The 15,235-nt window shown below is 62.8% G+C and carries 15 protein-coding genes; 1 reads left to right on the top strand and 14 read right to left on the bottom strand.

Annotation, left to right across the window (positions count from 1 at the left end; all coding sequences use genetic code 11):
• Nucleotides 1-6 precede the first annotated feature (6 nt).
• From catA to BV82_RS00625, 11 genes are all read right to left on the bottom strand, one after another.
• A complete protein-coding gene (catA, locus tag BV82_RS00575; RefSeq protein WP_036995268.1) occupies nt 7-939 on the bottom strand; it encodes a catechol 1,2-dioxygenase in 933 nt (310 codons plus the stop codon).
• 39 nt (nt 940-978) lie between these two features.
• Nucleotides 979-1,269 (bottom strand): muconolactone Delta-isomerase, encoded by a 291-nt coding sequence (gene catC / locus BV82_RS00580; protein ID WP_010222769.1) that lies wholly within the window; start codon nt 1,267-1,269, stop codon nt 979-981.
• Between the two features lie 15 nt (nt 1,270-1,284).
• Nucleotides 1,285-2,406, bottom strand: coding sequence for a muconate cycloisomerase family protein (locus tag BV82_RS00585; RefSeq protein ID WP_036995270.1), 1,122 nt, complete (start codon nt 2,404-2,406; stop codon nt 1,285-1,287).
• Nucleotides 2,407-2,425: 19 nt separating this feature from the next.
• Nucleotides 2,426-3,184: a 1,6-dihydroxycyclohexa-2,4-diene-1-carboxylate dehydrogenase gene (locus BV82_RS00590; protein WP_010222767.1), complete on the bottom strand. Its 759-nt coding sequence runs from the start codon at nt 3,182-3,184 to the stop codon at nt 2,426-2,428.
• A 65-nt stretch (nt 3,185-3,249) separates the two neighbouring features.
• Entirely contained in the window at nt 3,250-4,260 is a 1,011-nt protein-coding gene (benC, locus tag BV82_RS00595; protein WP_010222766.1) for a benzoate 1,2-dioxygenase electron transfer component BenC, read from the bottom strand.
• Between the two features lie 25 nt (nt 4,261-4,285).
• Nucleotides 4,286-4,774 carry a benzoate 1,2-dioxygenase small subunit gene (gene benB / locus BV82_RS00600; RefSeq protein WP_036995272.1) on the bottom strand — a complete coding sequence of 163 codons (489 nt, stop codon included), beginning with the start codon at nt 4,772-4,774 and terminating at the stop codon, nt 4,286-4,288.
• Nucleotides 4,771-6,129: a benzoate 1,2-dioxygenase large subunit gene (gene benA, locus BV82_RS00605; protein WP_036995274.1), complete on the bottom strand. Its 1,359-nt coding sequence runs from the start codon at nt 6,127-6,129 to the stop codon at nt 4,771-4,773. The genes benB and benA overlap by 4 nt, the downstream gene beginning before the upstream one ends.
• A gap of 106 nt (nt 6,130-6,235) precedes the next feature.
• Nucleotides 6,236-7,192, bottom strand: coding sequence for an AraC family transcriptional regulator (locus BV82_RS00610; protein WP_010222763.1), 957 nt, complete (start codon nt 7,190-7,192; stop codon nt 6,236-6,238).
• 193 nt (nt 7,193-7,385) lie between these two features.
• The gene (locus BV82_RS00615) at nt 7,386-8,639 is read right to left on the bottom strand and encodes an OprD family porin (protein ID WP_036995275.1); all 1,254 of its coding nucleotides are present in this window, start codon (nt 8,637-8,639) and stop codon (nt 7,386-7,388) included.
• A 147-nt stretch (nt 8,640-8,786) separates the two neighbouring features.
• Entirely contained in the window at nt 8,787-10,118 is a 1,332-nt protein-coding gene (locus BV82_RS00620; protein ID WP_010222761.1) for an MFS transporter, read from the bottom strand.
• Between the two features lie 161 nt (nt 10,119-10,279).
• A complete protein-coding gene (locus tag BV82_RS00625; protein ID WP_010222760.1) occupies nt 10,280-11,236 on the bottom strand; it encodes an AraC family transcriptional regulator in 957 nt (318 codons plus the stop codon).
• 130 nt (nt 11,237-11,366) lie between these two features.
• Here BV82_RS00625 and BV82_RS00630 point away from each other — a divergent pair, with 130 nt between their 5' ends.
• The gene (locus BV82_RS00630; RefSeq protein WP_036995276.1) at nt 11,367-12,251 is read left to right on the top strand and encodes a LysR family transcriptional regulator; all 885 of its coding nucleotides are present in this window, start codon (nt 11,367-11,369) and stop codon (nt 12,249-12,251) included.
• An 18-nt stretch (nt 12,252-12,269) separates the two neighbouring features.
• Here BV82_RS00630 and hcnC read toward each other — a convergent pair whose 3' ends face one another.
• From hcnC to hcnA, 3 genes are read right to left on the bottom strand one after another with little or no spacing between them, the layout of a single operon-like run.
• On the bottom strand, nt 12,270-13,526 hold the full coding sequence (hcnC, locus tag BV82_RS00635) for a cyanide-forming glycine dehydrogenase subunit HcnC (RefSeq protein ID WP_010222758.1): 1,257 nt from the start codon (nt 13,524-13,526) through the stop codon (nt 12,270-12,272).
• Between the two features lie 3 nt (nt 13,527-13,529).
• The gene (hcnB, locus tag BV82_RS00640) at nt 13,530-14,924 is read right to left on the bottom strand and encodes a cyanide-forming glycine dehydrogenase subunit HcnB (RefSeq protein ID WP_036995277.1); all 1,395 of its coding nucleotides are present in this window, start codon (nt 14,922-14,924) and stop codon (nt 13,530-13,532) included.
• A complete protein-coding gene (gene hcnA, locus BV82_RS00645) occupies nt 14,921-15,235 on the bottom strand; it encodes a cyanide-forming glycine dehydrogenase subunit HcnA (protein ID WP_036995278.1) in 315 nt (104 codons plus the stop codon). Before hcnA ends, hcnB begins: the two co-directional genes overlap by 4 nt.

A 15,235-nucleotide genomic window follows, 5' to 3' on the forward strand; every position in this document is an offset into this window, starting at 1 on the left:
CCGGCCTCAAACGTCCTGCAACGCCCGCGGCCGCTTGCTGCGCTGTTCACTGGCAGGCTTGGGCGCACTCAACAGCCGGAAGTCAAAGTCCATCTCGGCAAAGCGCCCTTCTACCCCACGGGCATCGGCCGCCGCCGCATCCTCGACAAAGCGCAACTCGCCAATCAACCCGTCACGGGTGGCATAAGCGAAGTCATCCCACAGGTACTCATCGCCCGCCAGGTTGATCTGGGTGGTCAGGTGCCGGTAGCCAGGCGCCGAGATGAAGAAGTGGATATGCGCTGGGCGATTGCCGTGACGACCGAGCTGAGTGAGCAACTCCTGGGTCGGCCCGTCCGCAGGGCAACCGTAGCCCGACGGCACGATACTGCGGGCGCGGTAGCGGCCTTCGGCGTCGGTAACGATGCGCCGGCGCAGGTTGAACTCGGACTGCGTGCTGTCGAAATACGAGTAGGTGCCCTGAGTGTTGGCATGCCACAGGTCGACCACGGCGCCCGCCACCGGCTGACCTTGTTCATCCAGCACGCGGCCCTGGAGGAACATCACCGTGCCCGGGTCACGGCCATCGTCCATACGCACTTCGCCTTCGGCCAGTGGTGCGCCCGCCACATACAACGGGCCTTCGATGGTCCGCGGGGTGCCGCCACTGATGCCGGCTTCGGCATCCTGAGCATCCAGTTGCAGGTCCAGATAGTGCTCGACGCCCAGCCCGGCCACCAGCAGGCCCGCTTCCTGGCGCGAACCGAGGCGGTTGAGGTAGTCGACCGCCTTCCAGAACTCGTCAGGGGTCACTTGCAGGTCTTCGATGAGGCGCGCTACATCGTTGACGATGCGCTGGGTCAGCAGCTTCAGGCGTGGGTTGCCCTGGTCGTTGTGCAGGCCACTGACTTCTTCGAAGAATGTCTGGATATCGGCAGTGTGAGCAATCTTCACGGTCATGACGGGTTACCTCGAATTGTTGTTATCGGCGCTCGGTGTTCAGCGGTCGTCGCTGTGGATCGATGACGGGTGGCGGCACAGGCCGTCGACCTCAATGTCCATGTAGGGGAACAACGGCAGTTGCATCAGGGTGTCGTGCAGCGCTTCGACGCTGGGCAGGTCGAACACGCTGTAGTTGGCGTAGTGCCCGGCGATGCGCCACAGGTGGCGCCAGCTGCCTTCGCGCTGCAGGCGCTGGGCCAGTTCCTTCTCGTCGGCCTTGAGCTGCGCGGCGTTGGCCGGGTCCATGTCCAGGGGCAATTTCACGGTCATTTTCACGTGGAACAACATGGCGTCTCTCCTTGCTTACTTGCGGCTGAAGAACGCCAGGCGCTCTTCGTCCAGGGTCAGGCCAAGGCCGGGGGTGCGTGGCACGTGCAGGGCGAAGTCGCGGTACAGCGGCGCTTCGACCACGATCTCTTCCGTCAGCAGCAGCGGGCCGAACAGCTCGGTGTGCCAGGTCAGCTGGTTGAGGGTGACGAAGGCGTGCGCGGCAGCCAGGGTGCCGATCGAGCCTTCGAGCATGGTCCCGCCGTACAGGGCGATACCGGCGGCTTCGGCGATTTGCGCGGTTCGCAGCACGGCCCGCGGGCCACCGTTCTTGGCGATCTTCAGGGCGAAGATGCTGGCCGCGCCGTCGGCCGCGAGACTGAAGGCATCCTCGACGCTTTCAATCGACTCATCGGCCATGATCGGCGCCGGGCTGCGTTGGTTCAGGCGCACCTGGCCGGCACGGTTGATGCGCGAGATCGGTTGCTCGATCAGGTCGACGCCGTTGTCGCCCAGCACCTGGCAGGCGCGGATCGCCTGGGACTCGTCCCAATACTGGTTGACGTCGACGCGCACACTGGCGCGCTCACCCAGGGCCCGCTTGATCGCGATGACATGGCGCAGGTCATGGGCCACTTCACTGGCACCGATCTTCAGCTTGAAGATCCGGTGGCGGCGCAGGTCGAGCATCTGCTGGGCCTCGGCAATGTCGCGCCCGGTGTCGCCGCTGGCCAGGGTCCAGGCCACTTCCAGGCTGTCGCGCACGCGCCCGCCGAGCAACTCGCTGACCGCCAGGCCTTGGCGTTTGCCCTGGGCATCGAGCAAGGCGCTTTCGATCCCCGAGCGGGCGAAGGTGTTGCCCTTGATCACCTTGTCCAGGCGCTGCATGGCGGCGTTGATGTTGCTGGCATCCAGCCCGACCAACAGCGGCGCAAAGTAGCTGTCGATGTTCTGCTTGATGCTTTCCGGGCTTTCGTTGCCATAGGCCAGGCCGCCGATGGTGGTGGCTTCGCCGAGGCCTTCGATGCCGTCGCTGCACTGCAGGCGGATGATCACCAGGGTTTGCTGCTGCATGGTGTGCATCGCCAGCTTGTGCGGGCGAATGGTTGGCAGGTCGACGATCAGGGTCGAGATGCGTTCAATCAGGGGATGACTCATCAAGGTTCTCCAGGGGCGCTCAACCGAGGTCGCCGCCGCCGACCGGCAGCACCGTGCCGGTGATGTAAGAGGCTTCGTCGCTAGCGAGAAAGAGGATCGCGCCAACCTGTTCATCGAGGTTGCCGTAGCGTTTCATCAGGCTGCTGTCGAGGGTCTGGTCGACGATCTGCTGGTACCAGATTTTCTCTTCGCCACTCTGCTCCGCGCTGTTGCGCGGCACCCGCCGTGGCGGCGCTTCGGTGCCACCCGGCGCCGTGGCATTGACCCGCACACCGCGCCCGGCGGTTTCGAAGGCCAGGCAGGCGGTCAGGGCATTGACGCCCCCCTTGGCCGCGCCATAGGGCACGCGATTGATGCTGCGAGTCGCGATCGAGGAGACGTTGACGATCGACCCGCTGCCCTGTTCGAGCATGTATGGCAGCGCGGCATGGCAACACCACAGGGTGGGGAACAGCGAGCGGCGCACTTCCGCTTCGATCTGCGCCGCTTCGTAGTGCTCGAACGGCTTGGCCCAGAGAGTGCCGCCCACGTTGTTGACCAGCACATCAAGGCGGCCGAAATGCTCCACCGCCGCAGCCATTACCCGGCTGCATTCGCTGTGCTGTTCAAGATCGGCGGTCAGGCTCAGCACGCCCTCGCCTTGCAGTTCATGCACCAGTTCCGAGCGATCCACGGCCACCAGCGTCGCGCCTTCTTCGAGCAGACGCTCGCACAGACGGCGGCCGATCCCCTGCGCCGCGCCGGTAACCAGCGCAACCTTGTTGGTGAATCTGTTCATGACAACCTCGAATAAAAAAGGGACCGACCGTACCCGCACGATGCGCCCGGCCCCATAAAACGGCTTCAGGCAGCGGCGGCAGCGAATTTCTCGTAGTAGAAGTTCGCCGGAGTAATGCCCTGTTCGCGGATGTACTGGCTGACCGCCTCGACCATCGGCGGCGGGCCGCACAGGTACACGTCGACATCGCCTTCGTTGAGGTGGCGCGGCTCGATGTGCTGGGTGACGTAGCCCTTGAGCGGATGCTGGCTCTCGGGGTTGGCCACGCAGGCGCTGAAGCTGAAGTTGGCAATGCGCGCGGCAAAGGCCTGCAGGCGGTCCAACTCGACCAGGTCGAAGTCGTTGGTGACGCCGTAGATCAGGTGCAGCGGATGCTCGCTGCCCTCTTCGGCGATCTTCTCGAGCATCGCGGTGAACGGCGCCAGCCCGGTGCCACCGGCCAGCAGCAGCAATGGTCGACGAATCTCGCGCAGGTAGAAGCTGCCCAGGGGGCCAGCCAGGGTCATACTGTCGCCGGCCTTGGCCAGGCCGGTCAGGAAGCTGCTCATCAAGCCGCCCGGCACGTTGCGGATCAGGAAACTGACCTCGCCGTCCTTCTGCAACGAACTGAAGGAATAGGCGCGGGTCTGCTCGCTGCCGGGCACGCCGAGGTTGACGTACTGCCCCGGCAAAAAGGCCAGGCGGCTCAGGGCCTCGCCCTTGATCGACAGGGCAATGGTGCTGTCCGACAGCTGGCGCACGGCGCTGATGCTGGCCTGATAGCTGGCCTGCTCGGTCTTGCACAGTTGCGAGGAAGCCGGCACACGCACCACGCAGTCGCTCTCGGCGCGCATCTGGCAGGTCAGCACATAACCCTGGGCGGCCTCTTCCTCGCTCAAGGCGTCTTCGATGTATTCCTGGCCAAGGTCGTAACGGCCAGCTTCGGCAAAACACTTACAGGTACCGCAGGCGCCATCGCGGCAGTCCAGCGGAATGTTGATGCCCTGGCGGTAGGCGGCATCGGCCACGGTTTCTTCAGCGGTAGCGTCGATGAAACGGGTGACCCCGTCCTCGAAATTCAAGGCGATCTTGTGCATGGCGCACCTCGCAGCAAAGCAGGATTCAGATGTGATAAACGTCGATGACCTGACGCACGTAGTCGTTCTTGAGCACTACCTTCTTGGCCTTGATCAGCGGCCGTTCACCGCGAACATCGAGGGTGTAGAAGCTGGTGCCGAAGTGGCTGTCGACGGTCTTGTAGCGAAAACTCAGGGTGTGCCAGTTGAAGCGCACCTTGCACAGGCCTTCGCCCTGCTCCAGCAGCTCGATGTTGCTGATGTTGTGCGAGGTCCGGGTGTCGGGCATGGTCGCGCTGGAGCGTTCGGTCTTGATCCGGAATACCCGGTCTTCCAGGCCGCCACGGTTGCCGTACCAGATCAGCGAGATTTCCCGTTGCGGGTCTTCGGTGAGCTGGTCGTTATCGTCCCAGGCCGGCATCCAGAAGGTAGCGTCGGCGGCGTAGCACTCCAGCCAGTTGTCCCACTGGCTGTCGTCCAGGTAGCGTGCTTCGGCAAAGAGAAAGTCGCGCACTTGCTCGAAGGAAATGCTCATTGCACGGCCTCCACGGGGATCAGTTGCTGGTCGGCGGCAAGCGCCTTGAGCATGGTTTCCTGCCAGTACTTGTGTTGCAGCACGAACAGGCCTTCGTCTTCGGTACGCACGCCGCTCAGTTGCGGATGCAGGTCGATTTCCTGGGCGGCGGCATCGGCGCCTTCGACCCAGTGGGTGGCGCCACGGGACATGTCGTTCCAGCCGCGCCCGCCCTGATAGCCCATCTGGCAGGAACGGAATTCTTCCAGGTCATCCGGGGTTGCCATGCCGCTGACGTTGAAGAAGTCTTCGTACTGGCGAATGCGCTGGGCCCGCGCCTCGTCGCTCTCTCCCTTGGGGGCGATGCAATAGATGGTGATCTCGGTCTTGTCGACGGCGATCGGCCGGGCGATGCGGATCTGCGAGCTGAACTGGTCCATCAGGTACACGTTCGGGTACAGGCACAGGTTGCGCGAGTTCTCGATCATCCAGTTGGCGCGGGCCTGGCCGAAGTCGGCAGCCAGTTCGTCACGGCGCTCGAACAGCGGCCGGTCCTCGGGGTTGGTCCAGCGGGTCCAGAGCAGCAGATGGCCCTTGTCGAAGGAGTAGAAGCCGCCGCCGCTCTTGGCCCAGCCGCCAGCGCTCATGGTTTTCACCTCAGCACCGGCCTCGCGCTGCTTGCGCTGGTTCTGGGTGGCGGCGTAGTTCCAGTGCACGGCGCTGACGTGATAACCATCGGCGCCGTTCTCGGCGGTCAGCTTCCAGTTACCTTCATAGATGTAGGACGAGGAGCCGCGCAGCACTTCCAGGCCGTCGGGCGACTGATCGACGATCATGTCGATGATCTTCGCCGACTCACCCAGGTGCTCCACCAACGGCACCACGTCCGGGTTGAGGCTGCCGAACAGGAAGCCACGGTAGGACTCGAAACGGGCGACCTTGGTCAGGTCGTGGGAGCCTTCGCAGTTGAAGCTCGCCGGGTAGCCGGCGTCGACCGGATCCTTGACCTTGAGCAGCTTGCCGGAGTTGTTGAAGGTCCAGCCGTGGAAGGGGCAGGTGTAGGACGAGCGGTTACCGCTCTTGTGCCGACACAGCATCGCACCGCGGTGGCTGCAGGCATTGAGGAAGGCATTGAGTACCCCATCCTTGTTGCGCGCGATGAAGATCGGCTGGCGCCCCATGGTGGTGGTGAGGAAGTCGTTCTTTTCGGGAATCTGGCTTTCGTGGGCAAGGTACAGCCAGTTGCCCTCGAAGATGTGTTTCATTTCCAGATCGAACAGACGGGGGTCGGTGAACATCTCGCGCTTGCAGCGAAAGACGCCCTTCTCCTGATCTTCTTCAAGCAGGGAATTAAGGTAATCGAATCCCAGGGACATGGCCGGGGCCTCCGTTGTTATTGTGTTCAGGCCATGTCAGGTTAGGGAGCGAGGGGCACGGCAAATATCCGCTTTGTGCAGACCTTTATCCGTTTTCTGCAAAGTGTCAGAGGCGACGCTTGAGGGTGTCTGAGGGCAGTTCGCCGAACAGCGACTTGTAGTGCTCAGAGAAACGCCCGAGGTGGACGAAGCCATAGTCCATGGCCAGTTCGGTGATATTGCGCACCTTGCAGTCGGGGTCGCCGAGGCTGGCGCGGATGCGCTCGAGTTTCTGCTGGCGGATGTACAGTTTGGGCGTGGTGCGAGCGTTGCGCTCGAACAAGGCATACAGCGAGCGCAGGCTCATGCTCGCCTGCTGCGCCAGCTGTTCGCTGCAGATGTCCTGCTTGAGGTTGGCGTTGATGTACTCGGCGATCCGCTCGAAAGATGCCGCCTGGCTGCTCAGCGCTTCACGGCTGACGTTGGTGTGCATCAGGGTCAGCAGCTTGCTGGCGACGATCTGGCTGTAGTGCTCCTGCACCCGCAGCATCGGCTCGCTGCTTTCGGCCTCCTGGCAGACCATCGCCAGCAGCCCGGCAAAGCCTTCCAGCGCCAGCAACTGGTAGTGATGATCGAGAAAGCGCACGCCTTCGCTGGGGCGCTGCCAGCGCTGTTCGTCACACACCGACTCGAGCAGGCGGGTGGGCAGTTTGAGGATGAATTTCTCGCAGTCGGCGGAATAGGCCAGGTCGACCGGCTCGTCAGGGTTGATCAGCAGCAACCCGCCGGGGGTCAGCAGGCGCTCTTCACGGCCACGGCGCCAGAGGCAGTGGCCGCGCAGCAGGATTTGCAGGTGGAAAACGTTCTCCAGCGCTGGCGACATCACCCGCACATCGCCGCCATAGCTGATTCGGCACAGGTCGAGGCTGGCGAACTTGCGATGGTTGAGGTACGCCTCGGGATGCCCGTAGCGCGGCAGGCGAATGCAATGGGGGCCGACATGCTGGTTGACGTAGGTCGACACCGCATGAGGGTCTGCACGCTCGAACACCCGGCTGCGTTCGCTGAGCAGGGGACTCTCCATACCCATATCGGCCATACCAGCCATACCAGGTCACTCGTTGTAGTTATGCGGCCAGTCTAAGCGATAGCACTGGCCGGCGAGCAACCTGGGGATGGACGGTGTGTTTCCAAAAGCATCGCTGGCAAGCCAGCTCCCACAGAGATCACCGCAGCCCCTGTGGGAGCTGGCTTGCCAGCGATGAGGCCCTGATGGCTTACAACAACGTCCAGGTGTAACTCAGGATCACCCGGTTCTCATCAATGTCCGAACGGTAATTGGACCGCGCCATGGCATTGCGCAGTCGTATCCCCAGCCCTTTGAGCAACCCGCTCTGCACCGCATAGCCAAGGTCAAGATCGCGCTCATGTTCCTTGCCCTCGAAGCCCAGCCCAGTATCGACGTTATTGCCCTTCAGGTAACGCACGGTGGCAGTCAAACCCGGTACGCCCATGGCGACGAAGTCATAGTCATAACGCACCTGCCAGGAACGCTCGTCGGTGTAGGCGAACTCATAGGTTGGCACTTCGTTGCCCAGCGGCGAGATATTCGGGAACACCCGCGGGAAAGCATCGTCACCATAGATTGCCTGATAGCCGACGCTGAACGTGTGCCCGCCACGCTTGGCCGACAGCAGCGAATAAAACGCCTGGTTGTCGACCTCACCAATGCGCGCATCCCCCTGCTCCCTGGCAGCGAAGTAACCGAGGTTGGCGCCGAGGGTCCACTCGCCCATCGGTTGGCTGTGCTTCAAACCGATAAAACCTTGCTGGTAGATATCTTCCAGGCGCCCATACCAGAGGCTGGCAGTGGTGCGATTGGCGTTGAAGCTGTAGTCGCCACCGGCATAGTTGAAGGCATCGCTGTCGGCCTGGCGCTGGGGCAGGTGGCCGAGCATGGCGATCATCTTTTCATCACCGGCTTCGTTGCGCAGGCTGGTTGAACTCAGGTGACCGGCCTGCAGGGTCAAGCCGGCTATCTCGGCAGAGCTCAGGCTGACGCCCTGGTAGGTTGGCGGCAGGAGGCGCGAGTCGTTGTATTGCAGGATCGGCAGGTTGGTCTGCAGCTCGCCGACTTTCAGCTCGGTCTTCGAATAGCGCATTTTCAGCGTGGCGCCGACCCGGCTGTACTCATCGGCAGCGCGGCCATCGTCCTGCACCGGCAGCAAACCGGTGCCGGTGCGATCCGGGCTGCTGTCGAGCTTGAGGCCGAGCAGGCCAATGGCATCGACGCCCAAGCCCAGGGGGCCCGGGGTATAACCGGACTTGAAGGTGAAGATGAACCCCTGGCCCCATTCCTCAGCCTTTGATTGCTGGTTGGCACCGACAATGCCGGAAAAGTCGCGGCTGAAGTAGTAGTTGCGCGCTTGCAGGGTAGCGCTGGCGTCCTTGATAAAACCCGGCTCGGCGGCATTGGCACAGAAACTCAGGGCGCAGCAGGACAGCAACCCGCAGTGTGGGAAGTTGTTCATGGTAGCGGTGCTCTTGTTATTGTTGTTTTGGCTTGTAAATTTGCGGCGCCTGCATCGCTGGCAAGGCCAGCTCCCACAAGAACGCTATGCACTCCGACCACTGTGGGAGCTGGCTTTGCCAGCGATAGGGCCAACGCGGTTATTTGGCTATGCCGCTGACGGCAACGGTGCCCTGCCCCTGCCAGCACCACGCCCAGCAAACACCATCATCGCCACCGCCGCGACCGCACCCGGCAGGGCAAAGGCCATGAAATTCAACGCCAGCGGCAGTTGGATCCCCAGCAGCATCCCACCCAGGATCGGCCCGACAATCGCCCCGCTGCGACCAATACCCGAGGCCCAACCCAGACCCGTCGAACGAATCCCCATGGGGTAGTACTGAGCCACACAGGCATAGGCGAGAATCTGCGTGCCGATGGTGGTCGCACCCGCTATGGCAATCAGCAGGTACAAGACGGGTGCAGGGCTCTTGAAGCCGAGCAGGCTGATCGACAACGCCGCCACGGCGAAGAACACCACCAGCACCCGGTCGAGCTTGAAACGGTCACCAATCCAGCCGCCGCCCACCGCACCAAAGATCGCGCCGAAGTTCAGCACCAGCAAAAACGCCAGGCTCGAGCCCAGGCCGTAGCCGGCGTTGTTCATCAGCTTGGGCAACCAGGAATTGAGTGCGTAGACCATCAACAGGCAGCAGAAAAACGCGACCCAGAGCATCAACGTACTCAGCGCCCGACCTTCGCGAAACAGCTGCGGTACCGAGCCACCGGCGTTAGTGCCGGTCAACACTTCCAGGCGATCGCCCGCTTGCGCCTGATAGCTCGGCTCAACCCGCTGCAGCAACTGGCTGGCCTGCTCGGTGCGGCCCTGGCGCACCAGGAAACCCAGGGACTCGGGCAGGTAGCGCAGGATCAGCGGCAGCACCAGCAAGGGGATGATCGCCACATAGAACACCGACTGCCAACCGAAGGCTGGCAACAGGACGATGCCCAACCCGGCCGAGAGCATGCCGCCCACCGAGTAGCCACTGAACATGATCGCCACCAGGGTGCTGCGCATGCGCTTGGGCGCGTATTCATTCATCAGCGCCACCACGTTGGGCATCACCCCGCCGATCCCAAGGCCAGCCAGAAAGCGACAGAGACCGAACTCGGCGGGGTTGCGGGCAAAGCCGTTGAGCACGGTAAAGCCGCTGAACAGGATCACACAGAGGGTAATGGCTTTCTTGCGCCCGATTCGGTCCGACAGCGGGCCGAACACCAGGGCGCCGAACATCATGCCGAACAGCGCGTAGCTGCCCAGGGCACCGGCCTGCAACGGGGTCATGCCCCACTCCTGCATCAAGGCCGGCAGCACCACGCCGTAGATGACCAGGTCGTAACCGTCGAAGATGATGATCAGCGCACACCAGAACAGCACACGCCAGTGAAAGGAATTGAACTTCGCCTGATCGATCAGGCTATTGATATCGATCGCTCGCATGAGGCGTGTCTCTTTTGTTGTTGTTATCGAAACCCGAATGGCGATAGCTGCAAGGCACAGGGCCGGGCAGTGTTCGCAGGGTCAGGTTAGGAGCAGCAGCGAGGCGCCAATAGCCGTTTCCTGCGAATCGCTATCCAGATTGCGCAGGGGCTGACGAGCGTTCAGCGGTGGCGTTTGAAGGTGACCGAAGGCAGCTCGCCGAAGCGCTGGCGATAGCTTTCGGCGAAGCGCCCCAGGTGCAGGAAGCCATAGTCCAAGGCGATTTCGGTGACATTGCGCACCGGGCTGGAAGGGTCCTGCAGGGCCGCGTGAATACGCTCGAGCTTGCGCTGGCGCACATAACCCTTGGGTGACAGACCGGCATGACGCTCAAACAGCGTGTACAACGAGCGCTCACTGACCCGCGCCACCGTCATCAGCTGACTGACACCGATGTCCTGGTGCAGGTTGGCATCGATATAGGCCGCCAACTGTTCGAACGAGTGAGTCTGCAACCCGGGTTCGCAACGATCGATGTTGTTGCCCAACAGGCTCAGCAGCTTGCTGGCGACAATGCGCCCGTAATGCTCCTGCACTTGCGCCAGCGACTGGGTGGACTCGGCTTCGTCACACACCAGCCCGAGCAGGCCGATAAACCCCTCCAGCGCGCCCGTGGCATGCCGCGCGCTGGTGAAGCGGATACCGCCTTCGGGCAATTGCCAGCGCTGTTCCAGGCAAGCCTGTTCGAGCAGGCTGGCCGGCAGCTTGAGGATGAACTTCTCGCAGTCGGCCGAGTAGGTGAGGTCAACCGGATCATCCGGATTGATCAACAGCAACTCGCCCGGCACGTAGTGATGCTCGTCGCCGCGACAACTTGAACGGCAATGCCCTTTGAGCAAGATCTGCAGGTGATACAGGCTGCCCAGCGCCGGTGAAGTAATCCGCGCCCTGCCCCCATAGCTCAGGCGGCACAGGTCGATGCTGGCAAACTTGCGATGGTTGATGCTCGCCTGCAGGTCACCCGTGCGCGGCAAGCGCAGGCTGTGACCGCCAACGTGCTGGTTGACGTAGTCGGACACCGCATAAGGGTCGGCATGCTGGAACACACGGCTGCGCTCGCTCAACAGTTGGCTGCTCATGGGCTGGCCTCATTGTTATTCTGGTTCGACGATATCCACAGGGTCTGGTTATCCACAAGGCAGCAGCTTGCGCCAGCGCCAGCAGGCAGTCCAATATCCGTTGGGTAGGCAACCATACCCTGGAGGTATCATGGAACTGCGTCATCTGCGCTACTTCCGGGTACTCGCGCAAACCCTCAACTTCACCCGTGCCGCCGAGCAGCTGCACATCGCCCAGCCGCCCCTGAGCCGGCAGATCCGCCAGCTGGAAGACACCCTCGGAGTAGAGCTGCTGGAGCGCGGCAGGCCGCTGCGCCTGACCGAGGCCGGGCGGTTTTTCCACGAACAAAGCGCCGCCCTGCTCGACCAGCTCGAACAGATTGCCGAAGGCACCCGGCGCATCGCCAACAGTGAACGCCAGTGGCTGCGCATCGGCTTTGCGCCGTCGACGCTCTATGACTTGCTGCCCGAGTTGATCCGCCAACTGCGGCGCAATGAGAAACTGGAGTTGGGCCTGCAGGAAATGATCACCCTGCAGCAAGTCGAGGCGCTCAAGGCCGGGCGCATCGATGTCGGCTTCGGGCGCATCCACATCAAGGATCCGACCATCGAACAGGTGCTGCTACGCGAGGAAGCGTTGGTGGTTGCCCTGCCCTGCGGGCACCCTTTGCTCGATCAGGCCCTGGACCTCAAACGCCTGGCGGATGAGCCCTTCGTGCTTTACCCGGCCAACCCGCGACCAAGCTACGCCGACCACATCATGGCGCTGTTCACTGCCCAGGGAGTGAATATCAAGGTTATCCAATGGACCAACGAACTGCAGACTGCGCTGGGCCTGGTTGCTGCTGGCCTGGGGATAACATTGGTACCGGCGTCCGTGCAAAGCCAGCATCGCGCCGACATTGTTTATGCACCGCTGCCTGAAAAGACCGCAGTGTCGCCGATCATTCTCAGCTACCGGGCTGGGGATAACTCGCCGCAGGTCAGGCAGTGCCTGAGTTTGCTGGAACTGATGAAAACCGGCCCCCAGGGCTGAAGGCCGGTTTATCCACAATCAGGCAAGGGCAGCCTGCTGGTTTTCCACAGCCAGCAAGTCAAAACGCTCGGCCAGGAACGGGGTGATGTCCAGTGGCAGGGTTTCCTGATGCAGGACCTTGTCGATCAGCACCCCGGTGATGGCCGAGGTGAGGATGCCGGTGCGAAAGTGTCCACAGGCATTCAGGTAACCGCTGACTTCCGTGACCGGCCCCAGAATCGGCAACTCGTCCGGCGAGCCTGGGCGTAAGCCGGCCCAGGTGCGCTTGAGGTTGATCTGCGCCAGCTCCGGCACACAGCGAACCGCGCCCTGAACCAGGCCGTTGATCTCCGGGAAAGTGTTGCTGACGTCGAAGCCTTTGTCCTCGGTGGTGCTGCCGATCAGAATCTCGCCGTTGTCCTTCTGCGCCATGTAGCAGTCGCTGGTGGTCAGGCAGCCTTGCAGCAGCTTGGGCATGCGCTCGGTGAGGATGATCTGACCTTTGACCGGCTTGACCGGAATCCGCAGGCCGGTGGCCCATTCGCTCAAGTCTGCGGCCCAGGCACCAGCGGCGTTGATCAGGGTGTCGCAGTGAAAGGTGCCCTCTTCTGCGGTTTGCACACCGCTGACCCGCGAGCCCTGATGCAGCACACCGGTGATGTTGGTGTTGTGGAACAGGTCGACACCGTTCTGGCGCGCCGCTTCCATATAGGCATCGGCCAGGCGGAACGGGCTGACCTGATGATCGCAGAGAAACTCCAGGGCGCCATGGGCCTGATGGCTGACCGCAGGTTCCGCCTGGCGCAGGGCCTCGCGGTCGAGCCAGCGCACCTGGTCGGCCAGATGCGGAATCTGCGCGACGATGTGTTCCGCGTACAGACGGTCTTCATCGTCGTAGATCACATACTTGAGGCCGGTGCGCTCGAACTTGAAGTCCATGCCGTGACGGTCGATCAGCTCGCGGTGCAGCTGTGGATAAAGTGCGTTGGACTGCAAGGCAAAGTCGAAGAACGACTGCGGCAGGATATGCGGCGTGCTCGAATCCACTGCCACCGCCGCACCATGGGCCTCGCGCTTGTGCTTGGCCGACATCATGCGAAAGAAGATCACCCCGCAGCCCAGGCCCACCGACTCACCGATGGCCCACAGGCCGCCCGCCGAGGCACGGGTGGCGTTGCCCGGGCGCTTGGCATCGATCAGGGCGATTTTCAGGTTCTTGCGTTTGGACAGCTGGTAGGCGCAGGACGCACCGATCACACCGCCACCGGCGATGACCACATCATAGGTTCTGTTCATGCTTCAGGCTTCCGTGCCGAGTTGCTGGAATGCAGAGAAGGGAATCGGATCGATCGGGAAACGCGGCCGCAGCCAGCCGACGTCGGCGCGTCCGGTGGCTTCGCGCAGGCGATCGCTGCAGTAGCCGACGCACATGCGCCCCTGGCAGTCGCCCATGCTCACCCGGGTGCGCATCTTCAGCCCGGCCATGTCTTCGACGCCCTGCTCCAGGGCCCGGTCGATGTCGCTGCGGGTCACATGCTCGCAACGGCAGATCACCGTGTCCGGCTGCGGCAGGTCGATCTGCTTGGTACCGCGGTGGGTGTAGCGCTCTACGCCAGCGCGAAAGCGCTTGATCGCCGCCAACTGGCCAAGGTATTTCTCGCGCAGCTCGATGGCCTCTTCAGCATTGAGTACTTCCTGCTGGAGCAGAATCGAAACGGCGGCAATACGCCCGGTGAGCATCGCCGCTTCGCCGCCACGGATACCGCCCATGTCGCCGGCCAGGTGGATGTGCGGCTGGCTGCTTTGCTGCCAGACGTTGCTTTCCGGGCGCAGGTAGCCGTCTTCGTTGAAGCCGTGGTCCAGGCCCAGTTGCTGGCTAAGCTGCGTGCGCGGGATAAACCCGTAGCCCACCGCCAGGGTTTGCGCCGGTTCGCGCTGGGCGCGGGAGAGGTCCGGTTGCCAGTCGTCGCCGTAGGGTGCCACGGTCACTTCAGCCAGCTCGCCCTCGCCCTTGGCTTCAACCACGCCCCAGCCGTAGTACATGGGGATGCCATTGAGCTTCATGTAGCCGAGCATGCTCAGGCCATCGAGGAACAGCTGCGGCTTGTTCATCAGTGCCAGGCTTTCGCGGGCGATCTTGCTGAACGGGCAGGCTTCATAGACGCCGGCGACTTTCGCCCCGGCCGCGTGCAGCTGGCAGGCCACCAGCGGCAACAACGGCCCGGTACCGGCGATCAGCGTACTGCCCAGGGGTTTGACCACGCCGCTCTTGATCTGCAGCTGCAGCCCGCCGAGCAGCATGACGCCAGGCAAGGTCCAGCCAGCGAAGGGTACGTTGCGCTCGTGGCAACCGGCCGACAGCAACAGGTGGGAATAATCGATTTCGTGCAGGGTTTCTTCGGCGTCGAGCACCATCAGACGCTGCTCGTCACCACCGACCACACGGCTGTTCAGGCGCAGGTCGATGCGATCGGTGCACGCGGCAAAATCCTTGTGCAGTTTCTTCAGCGCCTTGCTGTAGCGGGCGCCCAGGTAACCCAGGTCGACGCCACTGCGCAGCGGTCCGCGAAACACCACGCCACCCGGGCGCGAGGCTTCATCGAACAACAGGCTGGAAACACCGTGCTTGGCCAGCTCGATCGCCGCCGCCATACCCGCCGAACCACCCCCGACAATCACTGGACGCAGGCTCATGGTGCCTCCTGCCCGGCAAAGCGGTTGGTCCCGGTTTCGACCTGCATACCCGGCTGCACCAGAGTCTGGCAGGCGCGGCGCTTGGGCCGGCCGTTGATCGACACCAGGCAGCAATGGCAGACGCCCATGCCGCAGAAGGCCCCGGTCAGCTGGTCATGGTCGTTGCGCGCCACCTGGCGCAGGCCTACGGCGTTGAGCACGCTGAGCACGGTTTCACCGGCGGCGACAGCGACTGCCTGGCCGTTGAGTTCGATGGTCATGTCCGCCCGCGACAGGGGCTGGATATCTAGCTTTCGCTCCAGAGTCTGCAT

Origin of the sequence: Pseudomonas donghuensis (assembly GCF_000696345.2) — a bacterium.
GTDB lineage: Bacteria > Pseudomonadota > Gammaproteobacteria > Pseudomonadales > Pseudomonadaceae > Aquipseudomonas > Aquipseudomonas donghuensis.